Below are 19,503 nucleotides of genomic sequence, written 5' to 3' on the forward strand. Positions count from 1 at the left end.
TGCACTATACGATAGTCCGGTCAAACTGCAGAATGGTCAATGAACTAAGTTACTAAATGTCATCACCTTCCGATAAATTTAGTTCAAATTTTTAATTCTCAGGATGACAAAAACCCATCAACCATGCTAACAAAAACCTTACCCAACAATCCCCTAATCCACAAAACAAACCTTCCAGGCTTCCGCCACCTTTCCCTCCCTTAAAAACGACTTTGCTTTCAGCAACTGATGCGTTAAACGCGTTGTTTCATCCCCAATGAAAGCATTCAACAATTCCTGGATCTCCGGGTCATATTTAAAAGCATCAATCTCCTGTTCAGTAGGTTTTTCCTCCAAATTAACCAAGCTCTCCAATTCCTCATCTGTAAAAACCTCAGAATTCCTTATAAATCCTGGTAAGTCATTTTTATTCATCCTAAAAATTAATCTAATCCAACTCAACTATCAAAATATCCTAATCTAGGTATTTCAACCTTTTAAAAAATCTTAGCTCACCCATCCCAACCTTCTCCAAAAACCCTACTCTAACCATCCAAACCTTCCCACTCAAATCATAACCAATCTTCTCCCCCTCAACCCCACAAAAAAAGCTGAACCCTAAAGTTCAGCTTATTCTAACAATATCCCAAAGAATTTATAATTTCTCGATAATTTTGTCGGCGAATTCACTAGTCTTAAGTAGCGTTGCATCCGACATCAAATTATAAAAATCAACTGTTACCGTCTTTTCTTGTATTGTAGTGGCTACCGCATTCACAATCGCATCTGCCGCTTCATGCCAGCCCATATAGTCCAACATCATCACTCCACTCAAAATAACCGAACATGGATTCATCGTATCGGTATCCGCAAAACGTGGAGCTGTACCATGCGTAGCCTCAAATATAGCATGACCGGTTTTATAATTTATATTACCACCAGGTGCAATACCAATTCCACCTACCATCGCTGCTAAAGCATCTGAAATATAATCGCCATTCAGGTTCAGAGTAGCCACTACATCATAATCCTGTGGTGCCAATAAGATCTGTTGCAGAAAATTATCCGCAATAATATCCTTAAGGATCAATTTTCCAGCCTGCTCCGCTTCCTTCTGCTCCGCATTTGCAGCATCCTGACCCTTATTCGCTTTGGTATTTTCCCATTGGTTCCAGGTATAGGTCTGATCCCCAAATTCCGTTTCTGCAACCTCGTAGCCCCAGTTCTTGAAAGCTCCTTCCGTATACTTCATGATGTTACCCTTGTGTACCAAGGTAACAGATTTCCTGTTCTCGCGGATGGCAAACTCAATAGCCGCACGAATCAACCTTTTCGATCCTTCCTCCGACACCAGTTTGATCCCAACACCGGTAGTATTCGTAAAGTTATAATCAATATTCAGATCCTCTTTCAGAAAATCCTGCATACGTTTTGCTTCCGCAGTTCCGGCAGCAAATTCAATACCCGCATAAATATCTTCCGTATTCTCGCGAAAGATCACCATATCCACCTTTTCAGGATGTTTGACTGGCGAAGGAACACCAACATACCATTTAGTAGGTCGCTGGCAAACATACAGATCCAATTCTTTACGCAAAGCCACATTCAACGAACGAATCCCACCGCCGATCGGCGTGGTTAATGGTCCTTTAATACCTACTAAATACTCTTTAAAAACGGTCAACGTTTTTTCCGGAAGCCAGTCACCTGTTTCGTTGAATGCCTTCTCCCCCGCTAAAACTTCTTTCCACGTTATTTTCCGCTCTCCCCCATAACACTTCGCCACTGCCGCATCAAAAACACGAACAGATGCCCGCCATATATCTGGACCAATACCATCCCCGATAATGAATGGGATGCTCACCTGATGAGGTACCTGCAATTTTCCACTTCCGTCAATCGTGATTTTATCTGTCATTTCTTTCATGTAAATCCTCTCCAATTATTTATGAATATTTATCGTAAAATGTTATTTAACCCAAGTTTTAAATAACAAAATTTAAATTATGTTTTATCCTTTCCGAACATATTTCCAATTTCCCGACTGATCTTGCGGAAAATAGGTGCTGCCTGTACATCCTCATACTCATCGATATGCTGGTCTTCCAAGCGTGCCGGGAAGATCAGGATAAGGTTCTGGTTCTTGTAGTATTTCCCAACTCGTTTTGCCAAACCATCTAAAGAATCTCGATAAGATAGTTCCCCATAGCGCGATGAAACGAAAACCAATAAAGAATCCGCATTGCTGAATGTGGCCAGACCATAAATATTATCCCAGTCATCATACAGTTCAAATGCCGTAGGCACGCTGGATTTCAAGGTCTCCAACATATTCAGAATCGCCTGTCGACTGCGTTCGTTGCATATAAAAGTGATAGGAAGTGTCAACTCAGATGCCAATTTGCTCATCTTCTCCATCCAATAATGGAATCCCACCTCCGATTCGGCCAATGGCGGCACAAAGATGGTGATCAGCTTATTGGTGATGAAAGGCTTCTCGATCCTACACATGATCAGGTTGGTATCGGTATGGTTCAAGATGCTCTCCGCTTTTTCTCCGACAATCTTTTCGACAAAGCTGGTCGCACTCGGCCAACCCAAAATCAAACAATCAGCAAATGCTTCTCGAGAGGCACGGCCAATACCATTCGCAATATTATAGTCGATCTGCGTGATCAGATCCACTTCTGTCTCAGAACCAGCAGCATATCGGGAGATCTTATCCAAGCTCTGCCTCGCCAATTGTACATTTCGTTCTGCCTGTTCATCATTTGGAACCACACTTAGAATATTCAGTGGATGCGGAGACTTCTTGGATTTGATCAAGGTCGCAAAATCCAAGATGGCTTCCATATTGTTCAGGTTCGCAATCGGGATCACAATCTGTTCTTCATGCTCTTCCACATGCTCCACATGTTCTACATGCTGCCTACCTTCTAATACGATCTTTTTGGACGCATTCTCCGTTACGACTGAGGCTATAATACAGCTCACCAAAATCAATACGATGGTACCATTCAGTACATTCTCATCAATGATCTGGTTGTTATATCCTACCATGATAATGGCCAGCGTAGCTGCAGCATGGGCATTACTTAACCCAAAAATAAGGTTCCGTTCATTGTTGGAATATTTGAAGGCCCATTTCGTAGCAGTAGCTGCCAAGTATTTACCCGAAATTCCTACCAAGGTCAATGCGCCGGCCACATAGAACACTGTCCATCCGGCCTTACTGGTGAAGATGCTGATATCCACAATCATCCCGACAGAAATCAGGAAGAAGGGGATGAATATCGCGTTTCCTATAAATTCAATTCGGTTCATTAATGCCGAAGAATGTGGGATCAATTTATTCAGTGCCAATCCCGCCACAAAGGCCCCAATGATAGGCTCTAAGTTCGCCATTTCCGCCAAAAAAGCTGCGAAGAAAACAACGGTAAGCACAAAGATATAATGCCCAGTTTTCTCACTCTCTACCTTCTCAAAGAACCATTTGGCAATTTTCGGAATGATACCAAACATGATGAACAGGAAGATGGCAAAGGATACGCCTAAGGTTACCCAGAATTCATTGGTGATCTCTCCATCGGAGGCACCTTTTATAATAGCTAAAATGATAAGTACCGCCGTATCTGTCAGGATGGTACCACCAATGGTGATCGCAACGGCTTCATTCTTTGAAATACCGTAACGATTTACGATCGGATAGGAAACCAAGGTATGGGTAGCAAACATGCTGGCAATCAGGATACTGGTCAATAAGCTATAATCCAACAAATAATAACAGACCGGAAATCCAATGGATATCGGGATAATGAACGTGAAAAAGCCGAACATAAAACTCTTATGTTTGGTTTTCTTAAATTCATTCATATCTAACTCTAAACCAGCGATAAACATGATATACAGTAAACCGATGGTAGAAAACAAATCAACAGCTGAATTCTTTTCCAACCAATTTAACCCATGTGGCCCTATGATCATCCCGGAGATGATCAACCCAATAATTCCCGGAACTTTGATCGGTCTTAGAAGAATGGGTGATAGCAGGATAATGAAAAGGACGAGGGAAAAAATGAGTACCGGATTGGTCAGTGGTGCCTCAAAAGCATGAATAAGATGATCGAATATTTTATTGTCCATAGAATATTGCTAAAGGATAAAAGACATATTAAAATTAAAATTGTTTTAGCAAGGGAAATATACGGAAAAAATACGGTTTCCCCGACGGGAATTCCGCTTTTGTAGTTGATTAATTAAACTGAATCGTGTTATTATTTAAACTGAATGGTCTTAATTGGTGATATCCGAGAAATCAACATCGAAGGGATAAATAGTGTCAATAAGGCTATGGAAACTAAAGCTAAATTTAGCCAAACTACTGTAAGCCAAGATATATCCATCGGCACGAAAGACACATAATAGATACTAGGATCTAATTTGAAGAATTGGGTATGCTTCTGAAAAAAGTAAATAATGATGGCCAGCACATTACCTAGGATCAATCCAAAACCGATCAGGTAAAGGGAATTATAGAGAAAAATAGTTCGAATCTTACCATTCTGCATGCCCAACGCTTTCAGTATGCCGATCATGGATGATCGTTCCAGAATACTGATCAATAAAGCGGAGATCATGTTGATCACTGCCACGATAACCATCAATACAAAGATGATATTATCGTTCATGTCAAGCATATTCAACCAATTGAAGATATCCGGCATCTGCTCGATCACATTCGTGGCATATAATTCAATAGGCAGTTCCTCATTCAAGCTTTCTGTGGTTAAAGCCAATTGTGAGAAATCCTTGACACGGACCTCATAGCCTCCAACCTCCTTTTCGCCCAGATTATTTAACCTCCTGATCAGAGAAAGCGAACCAATGACATAGATCTTATCCAATTCTTCGGAATTGGTGGTAAAGATACCTTTGACTACGAATTTCCTTTTCCGAACTGGCTCTTGGATGAAGTACATAATGAAACTATCCCCCACCTTCAGATGTAATCGATTGGCAGTTAGGGAAGATATCAGCAATTGGCTCTCGGCATCCTCTGCGTTGAAGTCGATGGTCTCTCCTTCCAAAATAGTCTTGGAAAGAAATTCCTGATCATAATCCTTATCGATCCCTTTGAGCAGCACACCTTCAACCTCCCCTTTGACATTCATGATCCCTGCTTTCGTAGCAAATGGATAGATATTCACTACGTTTGGATGTTTCTCTAAAACGTTGATCTGCTCGTTGGAAAGTGAGATGGGTGTGTTGACATAGGAATCACTGCGTTCGTTCTTCAGGATGATGATGTCTCCGAAGAATCCACGCTGCTTTTCGGTTATTTCCTGCTTGAAACCATTAAGAATGGCCACGGCCATGATGATAGCCATGATCGCTAAGGTCAATGCACCTATGGTTACCCGTACGATCAATTTTGAAAACGTACGTTGTCCCGATAAAGTAATTCGCTTCGCGAGGAAATATGGAAAATTCAAGCTTAATTTTAATTTGTAACTTCGCAAAGTTAAAAAAAAGAATAGATTGATATGCGTATAATTTTCATGGGTACCCCAGAGTTTGCTGTAGCTTCTTTAAAAGCATTAATTGATGCCGGCGAAAATGTTGTTGCTGTTGTTACCGTGCCTGACAAACCAGCCGGCAGAGGACAGAAAATGCACGAATCTGCGGTCAAAGTGTTTGCCAAGGAACATCAGATCCCGGTTTTGCAACCCGTAAAGTTAAGAGACCCTGAATTTATTGCAGCACTTCGCAGCTATCAAGCTGATCTACAAGTAGTCGTTGCTTTCCGTATGCTTCCAGAAATGGTTTGGGATATGCCCAAACATGGCACCGTGAATGTACATGCTTCTTTATTGCCGAATTATCGTGGTGCTGCCCCGATCAATTGGGCGGTTATTAATGGTGAAAAAAAATCAGGCGTTACAACATTCTTGCTGCAGCATGAAATTGATACTGGAAATATTCTTTTTGCTGATGAAGTGGAAATCGCCGACACCGATGACGCCGGAATCCTTCATGATAAATTGATGGAAAAAGGCGCACAATTGATCGTGAAAACGGTGGATGCCATCCGAGATGGAAATATCAATCCAGTTCCACAGGATGATTTATTGGCTGCTGAGGATGTAAAACATGCCCCGAAAATCTTTAAGGAAGATGGTGAGATCGATTGGAATAAAGATACAGCAAGCATCTATAATAAGATTAGAGGCTTAAGCCCCTACCCGACTGCTTTTACCAAATTGGACAATAAAGGTTTAAAGATTTTCCAGACATCAAAGGAAATAAAAGCGCACGACTTAATTCCGGGAACATACGTCACCGATGGGAAGAATTTGCTTAAAGTGGCCACTAATGACGGTTATATCCATTTGCTATCTATTCAGATCGAAGGTAAAAAGAGAATGTTGATAGCCGATTTCCTTCGTGGGTATCGTTTTGAAGACCCTAAAATTCAGAATATTTAATCAAATCGCCTGGCGTACATTCCAATGCCTTACACAGGGCATCCAACGTACTCAATCGAATAGCTTTTGATTTTTGGTTTTTTATGATGGAAAGGTTGGATAAAGTAATTCCTACCTTTTCGCTTAGCTCATTCAAGGACATTTTCCGGATCGTCATAATTTCGTCCAATTTAATGACTATGGCCATAATGCTAGTATTTAATATGTTAAGTATAATCTCTAAAACAAACGCGAATTTAAATTGTTTTTGATAATAGAATGCGATTTAAAATAAATATGATGCGCATTGGTTAAAAATTGTAAAATGATCGGGCATTATGTCGTAATCACGACAATTTGGAATGATTTTTGTACAGAGTATAACATCAACTAAGCTCCTCTAACTAACTCATAATGAGTTAATAATTTACAATTATATTAGAATTAATTACAGAAAATTCGTTATGTTTGCAAACATTTCAGAATAGAAAGGTTTATATATTTTAGATGAGACAGCTCAAAATTACACAATCCATCACCAATCGTGAGTCCCAATCGCTAGATAAATACTTGCACGAAATTGGAAAAGTAGACTTAATTTCGGCAGAAGAGGAAGTAATCCTAGCACAAAGGATACGGGAAGGTGATCAAGTAGCATTAGAAAAATTAACAAAAACCAATCTACGTTTCGTTGTTTCCGTAGCAAAACAATACCAAAATCAAGGACTTACTTTAGGAGACTTGATCAATGAGGGAAATCTTGGCCTAATCAAGGCAGCAAAAAGATTCGATGAGACGAAGGGTTTCAAATTTATTTCCTATGCTGTTTGGTGGATCCGTCAATCTATTCTACAAGCAATCGCAGAGCAGTCTCGTATCGTACGTTTACCTTTAAACCAAGTAGGTTCGTTAAGCAAAATTAGCAAGGCCTTCTCAAAATTGGAGCAGGAATACGAACGTGAACCATCTCCAGAAGAATTGGCAGACATCCTTGAAACAACTGTTGACAAGGTATCTGATACATTAAGCAATTCTGGACGTCACGTATCGATGGATGCCCCATTTGTTCAAGGCGAAGAAAACACCCTATTGGATGTATTGGAAAACAGCGATCCGGATACTGATAGCTCTTTGATCGATGAATCTTTATCAGAAGAAATCAAACGTTCTCTAGCGACCTTAACAGAGCGCGAAAGAGAGATTATTGTTTTGTTCTTCGGACTGGGTTCAAACCATCAATTGTCTTTAGAAGAAATTGGAGAGAAATTCAGCTTGACTAGAGAACGGGTAAGACAAATTAAAGATAAAGCTTTACAACGTCTTAGACACACCTCTAGAAGCAAAATCCTAAAGTCATATTTAGGTTAGACAATACAAACTTTACTTCAGAAACAATAGCAATGCGCATCTCGACCGATGCGCATTTTTTTATCCTTAAAAATTCGATAATTTAATCGTTTACCGAAAAATTAGCCCAAACAAAAAGCCCTAGGTTAAATCATAACCCAGGGCTCTTCCTTTAACATAGCAGTTAATTATTTTTTATGCAATTGCTCGTAAAGATCAATCACTTTTTTCTGCAAGTCAATAACCTCTACTTCGCGAGACTGAAGTCTCTTTTGAAGTTCATTGACCTCGTTTTGAATCTGCTTATCTTCTTCAGGATCTGAAGTAGATAGTAGCTGTACAAGCGATAAACCGAACAATTTTGAAATTTGATTCAATCTAGACAGGTTTACATCCGTAATTCCGGTCTCGATTTTAGAAAAGGCAGGAATCGAAATGTCTAAGCGTTTTGCCACATCCTCTTGACTCCACCCCTTCTGGTGTCTAAGTAATCTGATTTTCTTTCCTAATGCATTCATGGGTAAAATGTAAAATATTTATTTATTAAGTAATTATCAAATTTAAACAAATAACTTATAAATCAAAATGCCAATATTAATATTTTAAAAAAAAAAGGAAAAATCTTAAAAATTTCTCAAAAATTTATCCGCAAAACTTGTCATATTTACGCCATTGTAATTGTTTGAACTCATAAATAGTAAATTGTAACCATTTGATTTAAAAGATTCCAAAAATGCTTCTAAATCAGAAAGTTGTGTAATTACATGGAAAGACGGATGATTAAAGGCCTCTGATAAACTCCAGATTAATTTATCTACATCGATATTTTTTTCCTTTATAAGAGAAGTATTAACGAATACTACAGCGAAATCTGACTCATTCATCGAGTTTGCGTAGTCCTGAATAAAGTTTGCGTCTAAACTATCGTAAGCGTTTAACTCTATAATTGTTACAAGCGCTTGGTTAGGAAATTGTTCTTTAACGGCATGAATACTTGAGCGAAGCTTGCTTGGCGTATGGGCAAAATCCTGGTAAACCACAGAACCGTTCTGGCTGGCTACGAATTCCAGGTAACGAATGGAGCTTTTAAAATCTTGGATGGCTTCATAAAATCCATCCCGTTTAACGCCCAACCACTCACAAACGGTAAATGCTCCGGCGATATTCGACAAATTATGTTTGCCAAACACCTTTAATGGAATCTGCTCCTCACCTACATGTATATAAGTCACCCCCTTGTTGATGGTATATTCAGGTAGTTTATAGCCATGCCGGTTGATCTTGATATCCATGGTGCGTTCCACCACTTCGCGAGTCGGTCCGTTATCCTTGTTATAGATCAATGTTCCTTTAGGAACAATGCTACGGATAAAGTCTTCGAACTGCTTAAGGTATTCATCTTCTGGGATCACCGTTTTGAAATGCTCCCAATCCACATTGCTGATCAGGGCAATATTGGGTTTATAATCCAAAAACTTGGATTTACGATCTATGGAAGAGGCAAAATATTCATCCCCTTCAATAATGATCAGGTTATTTTCTGGATTCAATTGCAACAGGTCATCAAAACCTTCCAGTTGCGCTCCAACAAGGTAATCGAATTTCTTGCCCAGCTTCTTGAGCACATGCATCACCATACTGGTGATCGTGGTTTTACCATAGGTTCCCGCAATGACAACGCGCGTTTTATCCACGCTCTGCTCATACACAAATTCTGGGAAGGAATAAATCTTCACCCCCAATTGTTGTGCTTTCTTCAACTCTGGGTTATCCTTATCGGCATGCATTCCCAAGATCACGGCATCAATGCTTTCATCCAGTTTGTCTGGAAACCAGCCCAGTTCATCTGGAAGAAGACCAGCTGCCTGCAAATGAGATTTCGATGGCTCCACGATCTGATCATCGGAACCACTCACCTGATGCCCCTGTTCAGCTAAATTAATAGCCAAATTGTGCATGATGCTACCGCCTATGGCAATAAAATGAATTCGCATGGACTACGATTTAATAAATTTGGCCGAACACCAGTTATCCAGCACTTTTTTCTCCTTAAATTCGAAACCTACCGCACCTGCCTTTTCCGTCAAGATCGATAAATCCTCACCATCATAGAATCCAGAAAGGTATAATTCTCCTTCAGCATCCAGATCATTGGCATAAACCTCCATCTGATCCAATAAGATATTCCTATTGATGTTCGCCAGGATCGTATCAAATTTCAAACCTTCGATCACTTCCTTCGAACCTAACTTTTCTTCAATATTATAGGTGCCGTTCAATTCCTTGTTTTCCTTGACGCTTTCCACACAGATCGGATCATAATCCACCGCTATAAGTTCTTTTGCGCCACGTTTGGAAGCGAGAATAGCCAGGATACCCGTACCACAGCCCATATCCAAAACACGCTTACCCTCAAAATCGTTCTCCAGAACAAAAGAAAGCATCATGGACGTAGTCTGGTGATGGCCAGTTCCGAAAGACATTTTAGGATCGATGATGATCTGATAAGGAAATTCCGGACGGTCTTCATGGAAAGTAGCCCGCACATAACATTGATCATCGACCGTGATTGGGCTGAAATTACTTTCCCACAATTGGTTCCAATTCTGTTGTTCCAATTCCTGCACATCATACTGCAGGTCATAATCACCTGCCTCCTGGAGCAATACCGTCTCCAATGCCTGAATATCCAAATTAGCTGTTGGAACATAAGCTACAAAACCTTGGTCCTGATCCTCAAAGGTATCAAAACCAAGGTTTGCTAATTCAGCAACGAGCAAATCCTTTTGCCATTCCTCCATGTTAGAGGAGGTAAAAGTAACTGCTGAGTACTTCATAAATTAACCGTTAAATACATTAATAATCTGCAGGAAATCACGAGATTTCAGGGACGCACCACCAATCAACCCACCATCGATATCCGGTTGGGAGAAAAGGCTCTGGGCATTGCCCGGATTGGCACTTCCACCATATAAAATACTCGTATTATCTGCTGTTTCTTGACCAAATTGTTCCGCTAAAGTCTTGCGGATGAAGGCATGCACCTCCTGTGCCTGTTCTGGAGTGGCCGTTAAACCCGTTCCAATAGCCCATACAGGCTCATAGGCCAAGACAATATGTTTAAAAGCATTCGCATCCAAATGGAACAATGCTTTGCTCAATTGCGTTTTGATTACTTCGTAGAAAGATCCAGATTCGCGTTCCTCTTTGGTTTCTCCAATACAGAAGATCGGTTTCAGGTCGTTTGCCAATGCAGCATCCACCTTTTTAGCCAATAACTCATCCGTTTCACCATAATAGGCACGACGTTCCGAATGGCCTAAGATCACATAGTTAGCTCCTGTAGATTTCACTTGGGAAGCAGAGATTTCTCCGGTATAGGCTCCAGATGCATGTTCAGAAATGTTCTGAGCACCAATAGATACGTTGACTGCCGAATTTCCAAGCTTAGCCAAACTTGGCAAATGGATAAACGGACTACAAACCACCACTTCCTGACCACCTCTCACTTCATCTTTTACCATATTTACAATTTCAGAAAACAAGCTTAATCCTTGCTCATAATCCAAATTCATTTTCCAGTTTCCAGCTACAATGTTTTTACGCATAATTACTTTTTTGTTTGATTGTTGATTACCTCGGTCCGTAGACCGGCTGTATTATTATATATATGTTCAAATATGGCAATATTTCCTGAAATTTCGGTTCCAGTAGCAAGCTTTCTTCGTTCTAACATGTCCAAGAATTTATCAAACCGATAGCTTGAATAATCATCCCCTACCTGCCAGCTGAAATCCGGCACAAATTTGGGAATTATATTTGACATTGCCACCTGCGCAGCTACCCCAATTACGGTACCTGTATTTACGGAGGAATTTATCCCTAACATGGCCAGATCCCCCATGATCATCCCACATTTCAACACATCGGTCTGCCGATACGAAAGGTATTCATAATCATATAACCTTACATCCTGCCAATTGTTTTTCAGATTGGAGTTTGACGATCCTGCCCCAATATTACAACCCTCCCCGATTACCGAACAACCTAGGTAACCATCATGCCCTTTTGCACTATTGCCCCAGATCACCGTATTATTTACTTCACCGGCAATCGTACTGCCTGGACCAATGCTCACATTCGGATATAAGCGAGCCATCATCTTCACCCTGGCCGATTCACCGATAGCGACTTGCCCACGCAAGAAACTACCCTCTTCCAACTGCGCATTTTTACCTATATATATAGGCCCATCCAGACTGTTCAAACTGACCCCTTCCACGTGCGCACCAGGTTCGATAAAAATACGATCTCCGAAAAGCATATTATTGGATGAAATTGCCGCTGAGACCCTTCCTTTGGTCAGTAATTCAAAATCGAATTCCAACTGTTGCTTATTCTGTAGGAAAATATCCTCTGGATGATGGATAAACTGAACATTGGAACTGCTTTTCACGGGTTGTAAACTGGAAATGATCCCCGGTATATCTTCCGGAATGAAATCCAACTTGCAGGCAATCCATCGATCGGAAGAGACCAAAACCTCACCAACACGTAAGTTCTCCAGCTCCTCCAAGAGCGAAATATCAGGCAAAACATTCGCCTGAATAATCAGAAACAGATTCTTTAAGGAAGGATCAGTTGAAGAATGATCATCAATTGGAAAAGACGGTTGCAAATAATCTGCTGTAGCAAAGAAAACAGGTGATTGGAATATACGCTGCCATTTTTCATCGAGGGTACAGATCCCGACACGAAGATTGCCGACAGGTCTACTGGCCGAAAGCGGTAATAAATGGTTTCGCCAAGGCGCTTTATCAAATAAAAGGATGGTTAGCGACATGGCCTAAAATTACATAAAAAAATCCCGATAATAAACTTATCGGGATATCCTTTAAATTCTTAAAAGAAAATAAATTATTTCTTGTTGTAGCGGCTACGGAACTTATCGATACGTCCAGCAGTATCTACTAACTTCATTTTACCAGTGTAGAATGGGTGTGAAGTGTGAGAGATCTCTAATTTCACTAATGGATATTCATTGCCATCTTCCCAAGTAATACTTTCTTTCGTGTCAACACAAGATTTAGTGATGAAAGCGTAGTCATTCGACATATCTTTAAATACAACTAATCTGTAGTTTGATGGATGCAATTCTTTTTTCATTTTATCTTATGATTACTATATATTCAACAATTGAGGTGCAAAGATAATTTTTTTTTCATTCAAAAGCAATACTGTGCGGATATTTCCTTCCACATTTTTTAACTATTGTTGAAAACTTCCATACCCTCCCTAAATAGATGCACAAATATTGTAAAAACTTAGCTTATTTCCTACTTTTGCAATTCATTACAAGTCCGAAAAAACATGAGTATTGGATTATCAGAACAAGAACAACAACGAAGATTAAATCTTCAAGCTTTAATCGACCTCGGTATTAACCCCTTCCCTGCAGAGAAATTCGACGTGAATGCTACGGCAGAAGATATATTAGCCAACTACGAAAGAGATAAAATAAACTATAAGAACATCAGCTTTGCTGGTCGTATCATGAGCCGTCGTGTGATGGGTAGTGCATCGTTCTTAGAGCTTCAGGATTCTACTGGCCGTATACAGGCTTATGTAAAGCGCGATGATATCTGCCCAGGAGAAGACAAGACCTTATATAATACGGTATTTAAGAAATTATTGGATATCGGCGATATCGTGGGTATCACGGGTTTTGTGTTCACGACACAAACTGGTGAGATTTCTATCCACGTACAGACCTTAACGGTATTGACCAAATCCCTTCGTCCATTGCCGATTGTAAAAGAGGCAGATGGCAAGACCTTTGATGCCTTTACCGATCCAGAACAACGCTATCGAATGCGTTATGTGGATCTGATCGTGAACCCACAGAACAAGGATATCTTTGTAAAGCGTACGAAACTGTTCAATGCGATGCGTGAATTCTTCAACAACGCGGGCTATATGGAGGTGGAGACACCAGTGCTTCAATCTATCCCTGGAGGAGCTGCTGCGCGTCCGTTCATCACGCACCACAATGCATTGGATATTCCATTGTACTTGCGTATTGCCAATGAACTTTACTTAAAAAGATTGATCGTCGGTGGATTTGATGGGGTGTATGAGTTTTCCAAAAACTTCCGTAACGAAGGAATGGACCGTACGCATAATCCTGAATTTACCGCGATGGAGATCTATGTAGCCTATAAAGACTACAACTGGATGATGGATTTCACAGAGCGCTTATTGGAGCACTGTGCGATTGCAGTAAACGGAACGACAAAAGCGACGTTCAACGAGCATGAAATCGATTTCCGCGCGCCATATCCACGTGTGAGCATGGCTGCTGCCATCCAACAGTTCACGGGTTTTGATATCACTGGAAAATCGGAAGATGAGATCCGCGAGGCTGCTAAAGGAATGGGTATTGCGGTGAATGATACCATGGGTAAAGGAAAATTGATCGATGAGATCTTCGGCGAGAAATGTGAAGGAAATTTCATTCAGCCAACCTTTATCACGGATTATCCGATTGAGATGTCGCCTTTGACCAAAAAGCACCGCCATAATCCGGAATTAACGGAACGTTTTGAATTGATGGTTTGTGGTAAGGAGATTGCGAATGCATATTCGGAGTTGAATGATCCGATCGATCAGCGTGAGCGTTTTGAGGATCAGTTGAAGCTTTCGGAAAAAGGAGATGATGAGGCGATGTTTATCGATCAGGATTTCTTGAGAGCATTGGAATATGGTATGCCGCCTACATCGGGATTGGGAATCGGAATGGATAGGTTGATTATGTTCTTGACAAATAACCCATCGATTCAAGAGGTGTTGTTCTTCCCGCAGATGCGTCCGGAGAAGGCAGCGAAGGTAACTACTGTGGCGGATTATGTGGAGCAAGGAATTCCGGAGGTATGGGTGCCGGTATTGCAGAAAATGGGATTTTTGACGATTGAGAGCTTGAAAGAAGCGAATCCGAATAAGGTGTTTAATGATTTAGGCGGGATGAGAAAGAAGATGAAGTTGGATGTGGCGATGCCAAGTAAGGATGAGGTAATGGCTTGGTTTGAGTAAGCAAGGAATTGCGACCATACCGTCATTGCGAGGAACCCACCGTCATTGCGAGGAACGAAGCAATCCATCGTCATTGCGATAATACCGTCATTGCGAGGAACGAAGCAATCTTTAAACTAATCGAAAGATTGCTTCGTCGTACCTCCTCGCAATGACGATATGAAAAAACATAAAAAAAATGGATGCTAATTTCTTAGCATCCATTTCTTTTATATCCCGAATTCTTCTTAATCAAAAAAATCCGAGTCTACTTCTTCCAACTTATTTCTTCACCTGATCAGGTAACAAAATAAATTTAAACAATTGATCTTCTTTCAGATACTTGTTCGCTACGGCTTTCACAGTCGCTGGAGTTACCTTATTCAACTGCTCCAAATAAACAGTAGGATAAGTCACATCACGACCTACCTGCAAAGCACCAGAAATCTGGCTTAACCAATACCTGTTCTCACGTTGGTTAACCTCAAACTGACGTTTCTGTTCGATCACAAATTTATCCAAATCCACTTGCGAAGGACCATCTTTCTTAATCTTACGGAATTCATCCAACGTAGAATTAATCAAAGAAGGATATTTATCCACGCTGGTACCAAATCCAACATTAAAGGAATAACGTTGCGTAGGGAATTTAGAATAAGAAGCTCTTGCTCCCGTTCCATATACCCCACTCTCCTCTTCACGAAGACGCTCGATCAATCTATTGGAAAGGATAGTCTCCAATGCTGCTAAATTCATGTTCTCCGCATCGTTGTAGGTATAATCGCCATAAATGGACAATCTTACGTTAGCCTTTGCTTCCTGACCCTTATTAACGATCTTCTCTACCCCTTTTGCAGGCTCAACAATCTTCAGATCCTTCGCTTCCTCCTTACGGTTGGTCGCTGGCAAAGCTGCTAAGTAATTCTCCAAATAAGGTTTGATTTCCGCTTCGGTAAATGAACCCACGATCACGAAAGTAAAGTCAGATGCATCCGCGAAACGATCTTTGTAGATCTCCAATGCACGCGCTTGTTTTACTTGATCCAACTCCGCTTTATCAGCTGGGTTTCTACGGATGTTGTTTCCATATAAGGTATTGATGATATTCTTATTGAATACAAAGTTAGGATCATTCTCGCGGTTAGCCAACATCGTAATCTGTCTGCTCATCACACTCTGGAATACATCATCTTCGATCCTAGGCTCTGTAAAGTATCCATAGATCATTTCAAATGCAGTCTTCAAGCCTTCTTTATCCGATGAGCCGGACAAACCTTCAGTACGCTCAGAAATATAAGGACTGATATTCACTTGTTTACCTGTCATGTATTTCTGCATCTCAATAGTATTCAATTGACCTAAACCACTTGAATTCACCAATGTACCCGCCATTGATGCCGACATGTAATCCGCATCCGAATAAACGGAAGTACCACCTGGACTGAATGCTGAAATCAAGATCTCATCATTCTTGAAATTAGTAGGTTTTAATACCACTTTAACACCATTGCTCAATACGATTTCTTTCGCGCCAATCTTATCGATTGCTTTTTCGCTTTTGATTGTTCCTTTAACAGGCTCTTTGCTCAACAATGGCAGATCAGAAACCTTATCATCATAAGCCGTTAATTGCTCCTTGTCTACATCAGCGAACCAAGTATTCACCTGTGCTTCTTGCGGCAATTTATCCTTTTCAGAATCTGGTGCTAGGATAACCACATCACGGTTGCTATCCACATAATATTCTTCACCAATAGCCACTACCTCTTTCAAGGTCAATGTAGGCAATAATTGCTTCGTGATCTGATAACGATCTTCACTACTTAATGCCGGAGCATCTTTCAAGAAGTGGTTCAGATAAGCATTTACATAGCTATCCGATTTACGCTTATCGCGCTCCACATAAGAAGTTTCATTGGATTTCGCATAAGCAGAAACGGTACGTTTGAATTCCGATTCGGTAAAACCAAATTTATCCACACGGTCCAATTCACGAACCACCGCTTTAAAACCATCTTCAAATTGACCTGGTTTAGATACGAAATAGGCAGTTAGGTTATCCAATCCACCCATGAATTCAGAAATATCCACTCCCGCTTGAAGGAAAGGAGGATTAGCAGATTGCGTCAATTCACCTAAACGTGCATTGATCATGCTTCCGTAGATATTCTTCATCAATTCCTTGCGGTAGTCACCTACGGTTTCCACCTTACTTTCTTTATGTTTGATCAAGATCTGTCCTAAGGTATAGGCCATCTCCGGATCCGTAACACTGATAAATTGATTTTTGTTCAATAGATCAATGCCTACTTTTTTACGTTCTTTCGGATTCTTCTCCACACGCATATCCGAGAATAGGCGTTTGATTTCCGCTTCCATTGCTACCGGATCAATATCACCTACAACGATTAAAGTTTGTAAATCCGGGCGGTACCAATCCTTATGGAATTGACGGATCAATGCAGGATCAAATCCCATCACCACTTCTTCCGTACCGATTGGTAGACGATTAGCATATAAGGAACCATTCATCAATACCGGCATGAACTTATCGCGCATACGTTGCATAGAACCACGACCACCACGCATCTCTTCCATGATGATACCACGTTCCTTCTCGATTTCATCTGTTTCCAACATGGCATCCTGTGCCCAGTCGCGCATTACCTGAAGACCATTCTTCAACAATTCTGGATCATCCGAAGGGATTGGTAATTGATAAACCGTTTCATCAAAACCCGTATAGGCATTAAGGTCAGAACCAAAACGAACCCCAGCTTTTTGCAGGTAATCCACCAAGGCATTCTTAGGGAAATGCTTTAGTCCATTAAAGTTCATATGCTCTAAAAAGTGCGCTAGACCTTGTTGTTTGTCGGTTTCTACGATCGAACCCACTTTCACGCCCAAATACATGGTAACACGTTTCTCTGGTTCGGTGTTTTTACGAATGTAGTAGGTAAACCCATTCGCTAATTTTCCTTGCTTCACAGTTTGATCGAATGGTAATTTCGCATCCCATTTCAGGGAATCGGATTGCAAAATCACTTTTGCTTCAGCACTGATGTTGCTTGGAACATAGGCAGTTGCCACTTCTGCTGTAAATGGGAGCAAAAAGGCAATTGCCAACGGCTTCAAAATTTTCATAATCTTTATTTTTGTATAGAACGGTTATTATATAATAATGTCCCAAATTACAAGATTTTATTCGCTTTTTAAAGTTGAAAGAAAATAATAATCGATATTTAGTTATATTTAACGAATGGACTGGGAAAATTTAAAAAAGGATTTCAAACGTTTTCTGCTTTTAGAACGGGGATTAAGCCAAAATAGCATTGATGCCTACCAGAATGATATCGTTAAACTACAGCATTACTGTGAGTTAAAAGAGATCCCTCTCCAGGACATCAAGACCCGAAATATCCAAGATTTCTTGGTCTGGATCAATGAATTTGCCATTTCGGCCTTTAGCCAGGCCAGGATCCTATCGGGCATCAAAACATTTTTCCATTTCCTTCAGATCGAATACCAATGGGATAGCAACCCAGCCGAACTTATTGAAAGTCCTCGTCTTTCCCGGAAGATCCCTACTGTGCTCAGCATCCAGGAAATTGATGCCTTGATCTCGGCGATCGACCTATCCGCCGCAGAAGGGATGCGGAATAAGGCCATCCTGGAAATCCTCTATGGATGTGGCTTACGGGTTTCGGAACTTTGTGAGCTCAAGATCTCCAATTTATTTCTGGATGTGGAATTCATTAAGGTCGAAGGAAAAGGAAACAAGGAAAGGTTGATCCCCATTGGCGAGCAGGCCATCAAATTTCTAAAGATCTACCTGGAAGAGATCAGGGTGCACCAGACCATCAAACCGGGGATGGAAGATTATGTTTTCTTGAACCGTCGCGGAAACCCATTGTCCCGGGTGATGATCTTCATCATCATCAAAGACCTTGCAGAAAAAATTCGCTTGAAAAAGGATATCAGTCCGCATACCTTCCGACATAGCTTTGCTTCCCATTTGGTGGAAGGCGGTGCCGACCTGCGTGCGGTCCAGGATATGCTCGGCCATGAAAGCATCAGCACGACCGAAATCTATACGCATATTGATAAAGATTATTTACAAAGTATTATTACCCAATACCATCCAAGAAGTTAATCGGATTTGTAGACATTCCTGCTAAAAAGAATTTCCCTGTTAATGCAACAAAGTTTATTTTAATTTGCAACACTATTGCATTTGCATTATCTTTGTGCTGTGATAAATTGGATTGGAACAAAGAAAAGAGGAATTGCCAGTATCTGGATCGGTATTATATGCCTTTCCCTTGGCCTGATTTCCTTTCATACCCATGATCATACATCACATGATTGTGCACATCATGGACATGCACATGCTGAGGACCATGCACATTCTCATTCTGCCGATCATTCCCATGAGGACTGTACCTACTGTTTTTTATTTTATCATCAACAGGTAGATCAATTATTCCAGTGGAACTGGGAGAATAAAGCAGTAGAATGGCCAATAGAAAAATTTTCTCCTTCCTTATATCATGAAGGAATTGTCAGCAGACAAAGCATTCCTTATTCCCTTCGAGGGCCACCATCCTATTTCTTGGCTGTATAATTCCTTACAGCAGATCCCATT

General features: G+C 40.7%; 17 protein-coding genes. 5 read left to right on the plus strand and 12 right to left on the minus strand.

Annotated features, from left to right (window positions below; translation table 11 throughout):
* Nucleotides 1-153: 153 nt before the first annotated feature.
* From VJ786_RS14200 to VJ786_RS14215, 4 genes are all read right to left on the minus strand, one after another.
* Nucleotides 154-414: a hypothetical protein gene (locus tag VJ786_RS14200; protein WP_099367161.1), complete on the minus strand. Its 261-nt coding sequence runs from the start codon at nt 412-414 to the stop codon at nt 154-156.
* A 220-nt stretch (nt 415-634) separates the two neighbouring features.
* On the minus strand, nt 635-1,906 hold the full coding sequence (gene icd / locus VJ786_RS14205) for an NADP-dependent isocitrate dehydrogenase (RefSeq protein ID WP_134776631.1): 1,272 nt from the start codon (nt 1,904-1,906) through the stop codon (nt 635-637).
* A 77-nt stretch (nt 1,907-1,983) separates the two neighbouring features.
* Nucleotides 1,984-4,122, minus strand: coding sequence for a cation:proton antiporter (locus VJ786_RS14210; RefSeq protein WP_134776632.1), 2,139 nt, complete (start codon nt 4,120-4,122; stop codon nt 1,984-1,986).
* A gap of 131 nt (nt 4,123-4,253) precedes the next feature.
* Nucleotides 4,254-5,471: an ABC transporter permease gene (locus tag VJ786_RS14215; RefSeq protein ID WP_134776633.1), complete on the minus strand. Its 1,218-nt coding sequence runs from the start codon at nt 5,469-5,471 to the stop codon at nt 4,254-4,256.
* A 51-nt stretch (nt 5,472-5,522) separates the two neighbouring features.
* On the opposite strand from VJ786_RS14215, the gene fmt reads away from it, so the two are divergent.
* Nucleotides 5,523-6,464, plus strand: coding sequence for a methionyl-tRNA formyltransferase (gene fmt, locus VJ786_RS14220; RefSeq protein WP_134776634.1), 942 nt, complete (start codon nt 5,523-5,525; stop codon nt 6,462-6,464).
* Here fmt and VJ786_RS14225 read toward each other — a convergent pair.
* The gene (locus tag VJ786_RS14225; RefSeq protein WP_099367166.1) at nt 6,445-6,651 is read right to left on the minus strand and encodes a helix-turn-helix domain-containing protein; all 207 of its coding nucleotides are present in this window, start codon (nt 6,649-6,651) and stop codon (nt 6,445-6,447) included. The two genes, fmt and VJ786_RS14225, sit on opposite strands and share 20 nt — an antisense overlap.
* A 299-nt stretch (nt 6,652-6,950) precedes the next feature.
* On the opposite strand from VJ786_RS14225, the gene VJ786_RS14230 reads away from it, so the two are divergent.
* Nucleotides 6,951-7,811, plus strand: coding sequence for a sigma-70 family RNA polymerase sigma factor (locus VJ786_RS14230; protein ID WP_093096797.1), 861 nt, complete (start codon nt 6,951-6,953; stop codon nt 7,809-7,811).
* Between the two features lie 167 nt (nt 7,812-7,978).
* Here the strand turns inward: VJ786_RS14230 and VJ786_RS14235 are convergent, their stop codons facing one another.
* The 6 genes from VJ786_RS14235 to VJ786_RS14260 all read right to left on the minus strand — a co-directional run bounded on the left by VJ786_RS14235 (nt 7,979) and on the right by VJ786_RS14260 (nt 12,956).
* Entirely contained in the window at nt 7,979-8,308 is a 330-nt protein-coding gene (locus VJ786_RS14235; protein ID WP_099367167.1) for a helix-turn-helix domain-containing protein, read from the minus strand.
* Between the two features lie 105 nt (nt 8,309-8,413).
* Entirely contained in the window at nt 8,414-9,784 is a 1,371-nt protein-coding gene (locus VJ786_RS14240) for a UDP-N-acetylmuramate--L-alanine ligase (protein WP_099367168.1), read from the minus strand.
* A gap of 3 nt (nt 9,785-9,787) precedes the next feature.
* A complete protein-coding gene (gene prmA / locus VJ786_RS14245) occupies nt 9,788-10,627 on the minus strand; it encodes a 50S ribosomal protein L11 methyltransferase (RefSeq protein ID WP_134776635.1) in 840 nt (279 codons plus the stop codon).
* A gap of 3 nt (nt 10,628-10,630) precedes the next feature.
* Nucleotides 10,631-11,398 (minus strand): triose-phosphate isomerase, encoded by a 768-nt coding sequence (tpiA, locus tag VJ786_RS14250; protein WP_134776636.1) that lies wholly within the window; start codon nt 11,396-11,398, stop codon nt 10,631-10,633.
* Between the two features lie 2 nt (nt 11,399-11,400).
* Nucleotides 11,401-12,633, minus strand: a complete 1,233-nt coding sequence (locus VJ786_RS14255) for a putative sugar nucleotidyl transferase (RefSeq protein ID WP_134776637.1) — start codon at nt 12,631-12,633, stop codon at nt 11,401-11,403.
* 74 nt (nt 12,634-12,707) lie between these two features.
* Nucleotides 12,708-12,956: a type B 50S ribosomal protein L31 gene (locus tag VJ786_RS14260; RefSeq protein WP_099367172.1), complete on the minus strand. Its 249-nt coding sequence runs from the start codon at nt 12,954-12,956 to the stop codon at nt 12,708-12,710.
* A 204-nt stretch (nt 12,957-13,160) separates the two neighbouring features.
* On the opposite strand from VJ786_RS14260, the gene lysS reads away from it, so the two are divergent.
* Complete coding sequence (gene lysS / locus VJ786_RS14265; RefSeq protein WP_134776638.1) at nt 13,161-14,879, plus strand: lysine--tRNA ligase; 1,719 nt, start codon at nt 13,161-13,163, stop codon at nt 14,877-14,879.
* 261 nt (nt 14,880-15,140) lie between these two features.
* Here lysS and VJ786_RS14270 read toward each other — a convergent pair whose 3' ends face one another.
* A complete protein-coding gene (locus tag VJ786_RS14270; protein WP_134776639.1) occupies nt 15,141-18,002 on the minus strand; it encodes a M16 family metallopeptidase in 2,862 nt (953 codons plus the stop codon).
* A 115-nt stretch (nt 18,003-18,117) separates the two neighbouring features.
* Between VJ786_RS14270 and xerD the strand changes: the two genes are divergently transcribed.
* Nucleotides 18,118-19,011 carry a site-specific tyrosine recombinase XerD gene (gene xerD / locus VJ786_RS14275; RefSeq protein WP_134776640.1) on the plus strand — a complete coding sequence of 298 codons (894 nt, stop codon included), beginning with the start codon at nt 18,118-18,120 and terminating at the stop codon, nt 19,009-19,011.
* A gap of 99 nt (nt 19,012-19,110) precedes the next feature.
* On the plus strand, nt 19,111-19,482 hold the full coding sequence (locus tag VJ786_RS14280; RefSeq protein WP_209023104.1) for a DUF2946 family protein: 372 nt from the start codon (nt 19,111-19,113) through the stop codon (nt 19,480-19,482).
* The last annotated feature ends 21 nt before the right edge of the window (nt 19,483-19,503 follow it).

The organism is Sphingobacterium tenebrionis (genome assembly GCF_037126265.1).
GTDB classification, from domain to species: domain Bacteria; phylum Bacteroidota; class Bacteroidia; order Sphingobacteriales; family Sphingobacteriaceae; genus Sphingobacterium; species Sphingobacterium tenebrionis.

What these genes read in the sequence shown, in the direction of transcription:
- VJ786_RS14200 (WP_099367161.1), bottom strand. Translation starts at nt 414, where the DNA reads ATGAATAAAAATGACTTACCAGGATTTATAAGGAATTCTGAGGTTTTT.
- icd (WP_134776631.1), bottom strand. Translation starts at nt 1,906, where the DNA reads ATGAAAGAAATGACAGATAAAATCACGATTGACGGAAGTGGAAAATTG.
- VJ786_RS14210 (WP_134776632.1), bottom strand. Translation starts at nt 4,122, where the DNA reads ATGGACAATAAAATATTCGATCATCTTATTCATGCTTTTGAGGCACCA.
- fmt (WP_134776634.1), top strand. Translation starts at nt 5,523, where the DNA reads ATGCGTATAATTTTCATGGGTACCCCAGAGTTTGCTGTAGCTTCTTTA.
- VJ786_RS14225 (WP_099367166.1), bottom strand. Translation starts at nt 6,651, where the DNA reads ATGGCCATAGTCATTAAATTGGACGAAATTATGACGATCCGGAAAATG.
- VJ786_RS14230 (WP_093096797.1), top strand. Translation starts at nt 6,951, where the DNA reads ATGAGACAGCTCAAAATTACACAATCCATCACCAATCGTGAGTCCCAA.
- VJ786_RS14235 (WP_099367167.1), bottom strand. Translation starts at nt 8,308, where the DNA reads ATGAATGCATTAGGAAAGAAAATCAGATTACTTAGACACCAGAAGGGG.
- VJ786_RS14240 (WP_099367168.1), bottom strand. Translation starts at nt 9,784, where the DNA reads ATGCGAATTCATTTTATTGCCATAGGCGGTAGCATCATGCACAATTTG.
- prmA (WP_134776635.1), bottom strand. Translation starts at nt 10,627, where the DNA reads ATGAAGTACTCAGCAGTTACTTTTACCTCCTCTAACATGGAGGAATGG.
- tpiA (WP_134776636.1), bottom strand. Translation starts at nt 11,398, where the DNA reads ATGCGTAAAAACATTGTAGCTGGAAACTGGAAAATGAATTTGGATTAT.
- VJ786_RS14255 (WP_134776637.1), bottom strand. Translation starts at nt 12,633, where the DNA reads ATGTCGCTAACCATCCTTTTATTTGATAAAGCGCCTTGGCGAAACCAT.
- VJ786_RS14260 (WP_099367172.1), bottom strand. Translation starts at nt 12,956, where the DNA reads ATGAAAAAAGAATTGCATCCATCAAACTACAGATTAGTTGTATTTAAA.
- lysS (WP_134776638.1), top strand. Translation starts at nt 13,161, where the DNA reads ATGAGTATTGGATTATCAGAACAAGAACAACAACGAAGATTAAATCTT.
- VJ786_RS14270 (WP_134776639.1), bottom strand. Translation starts at nt 18,002, where the DNA reads ATGAAAATTTTGAAGCCGTTGGCAATTGCCTTTTTGCTCCCATTTACA.
- xerD (WP_134776640.1), top strand. Translation starts at nt 18,118, where the DNA reads ATGGACTGGGAAAATTTAAAAAAGGATTTCAAACGTTTTCTGCTTTTA.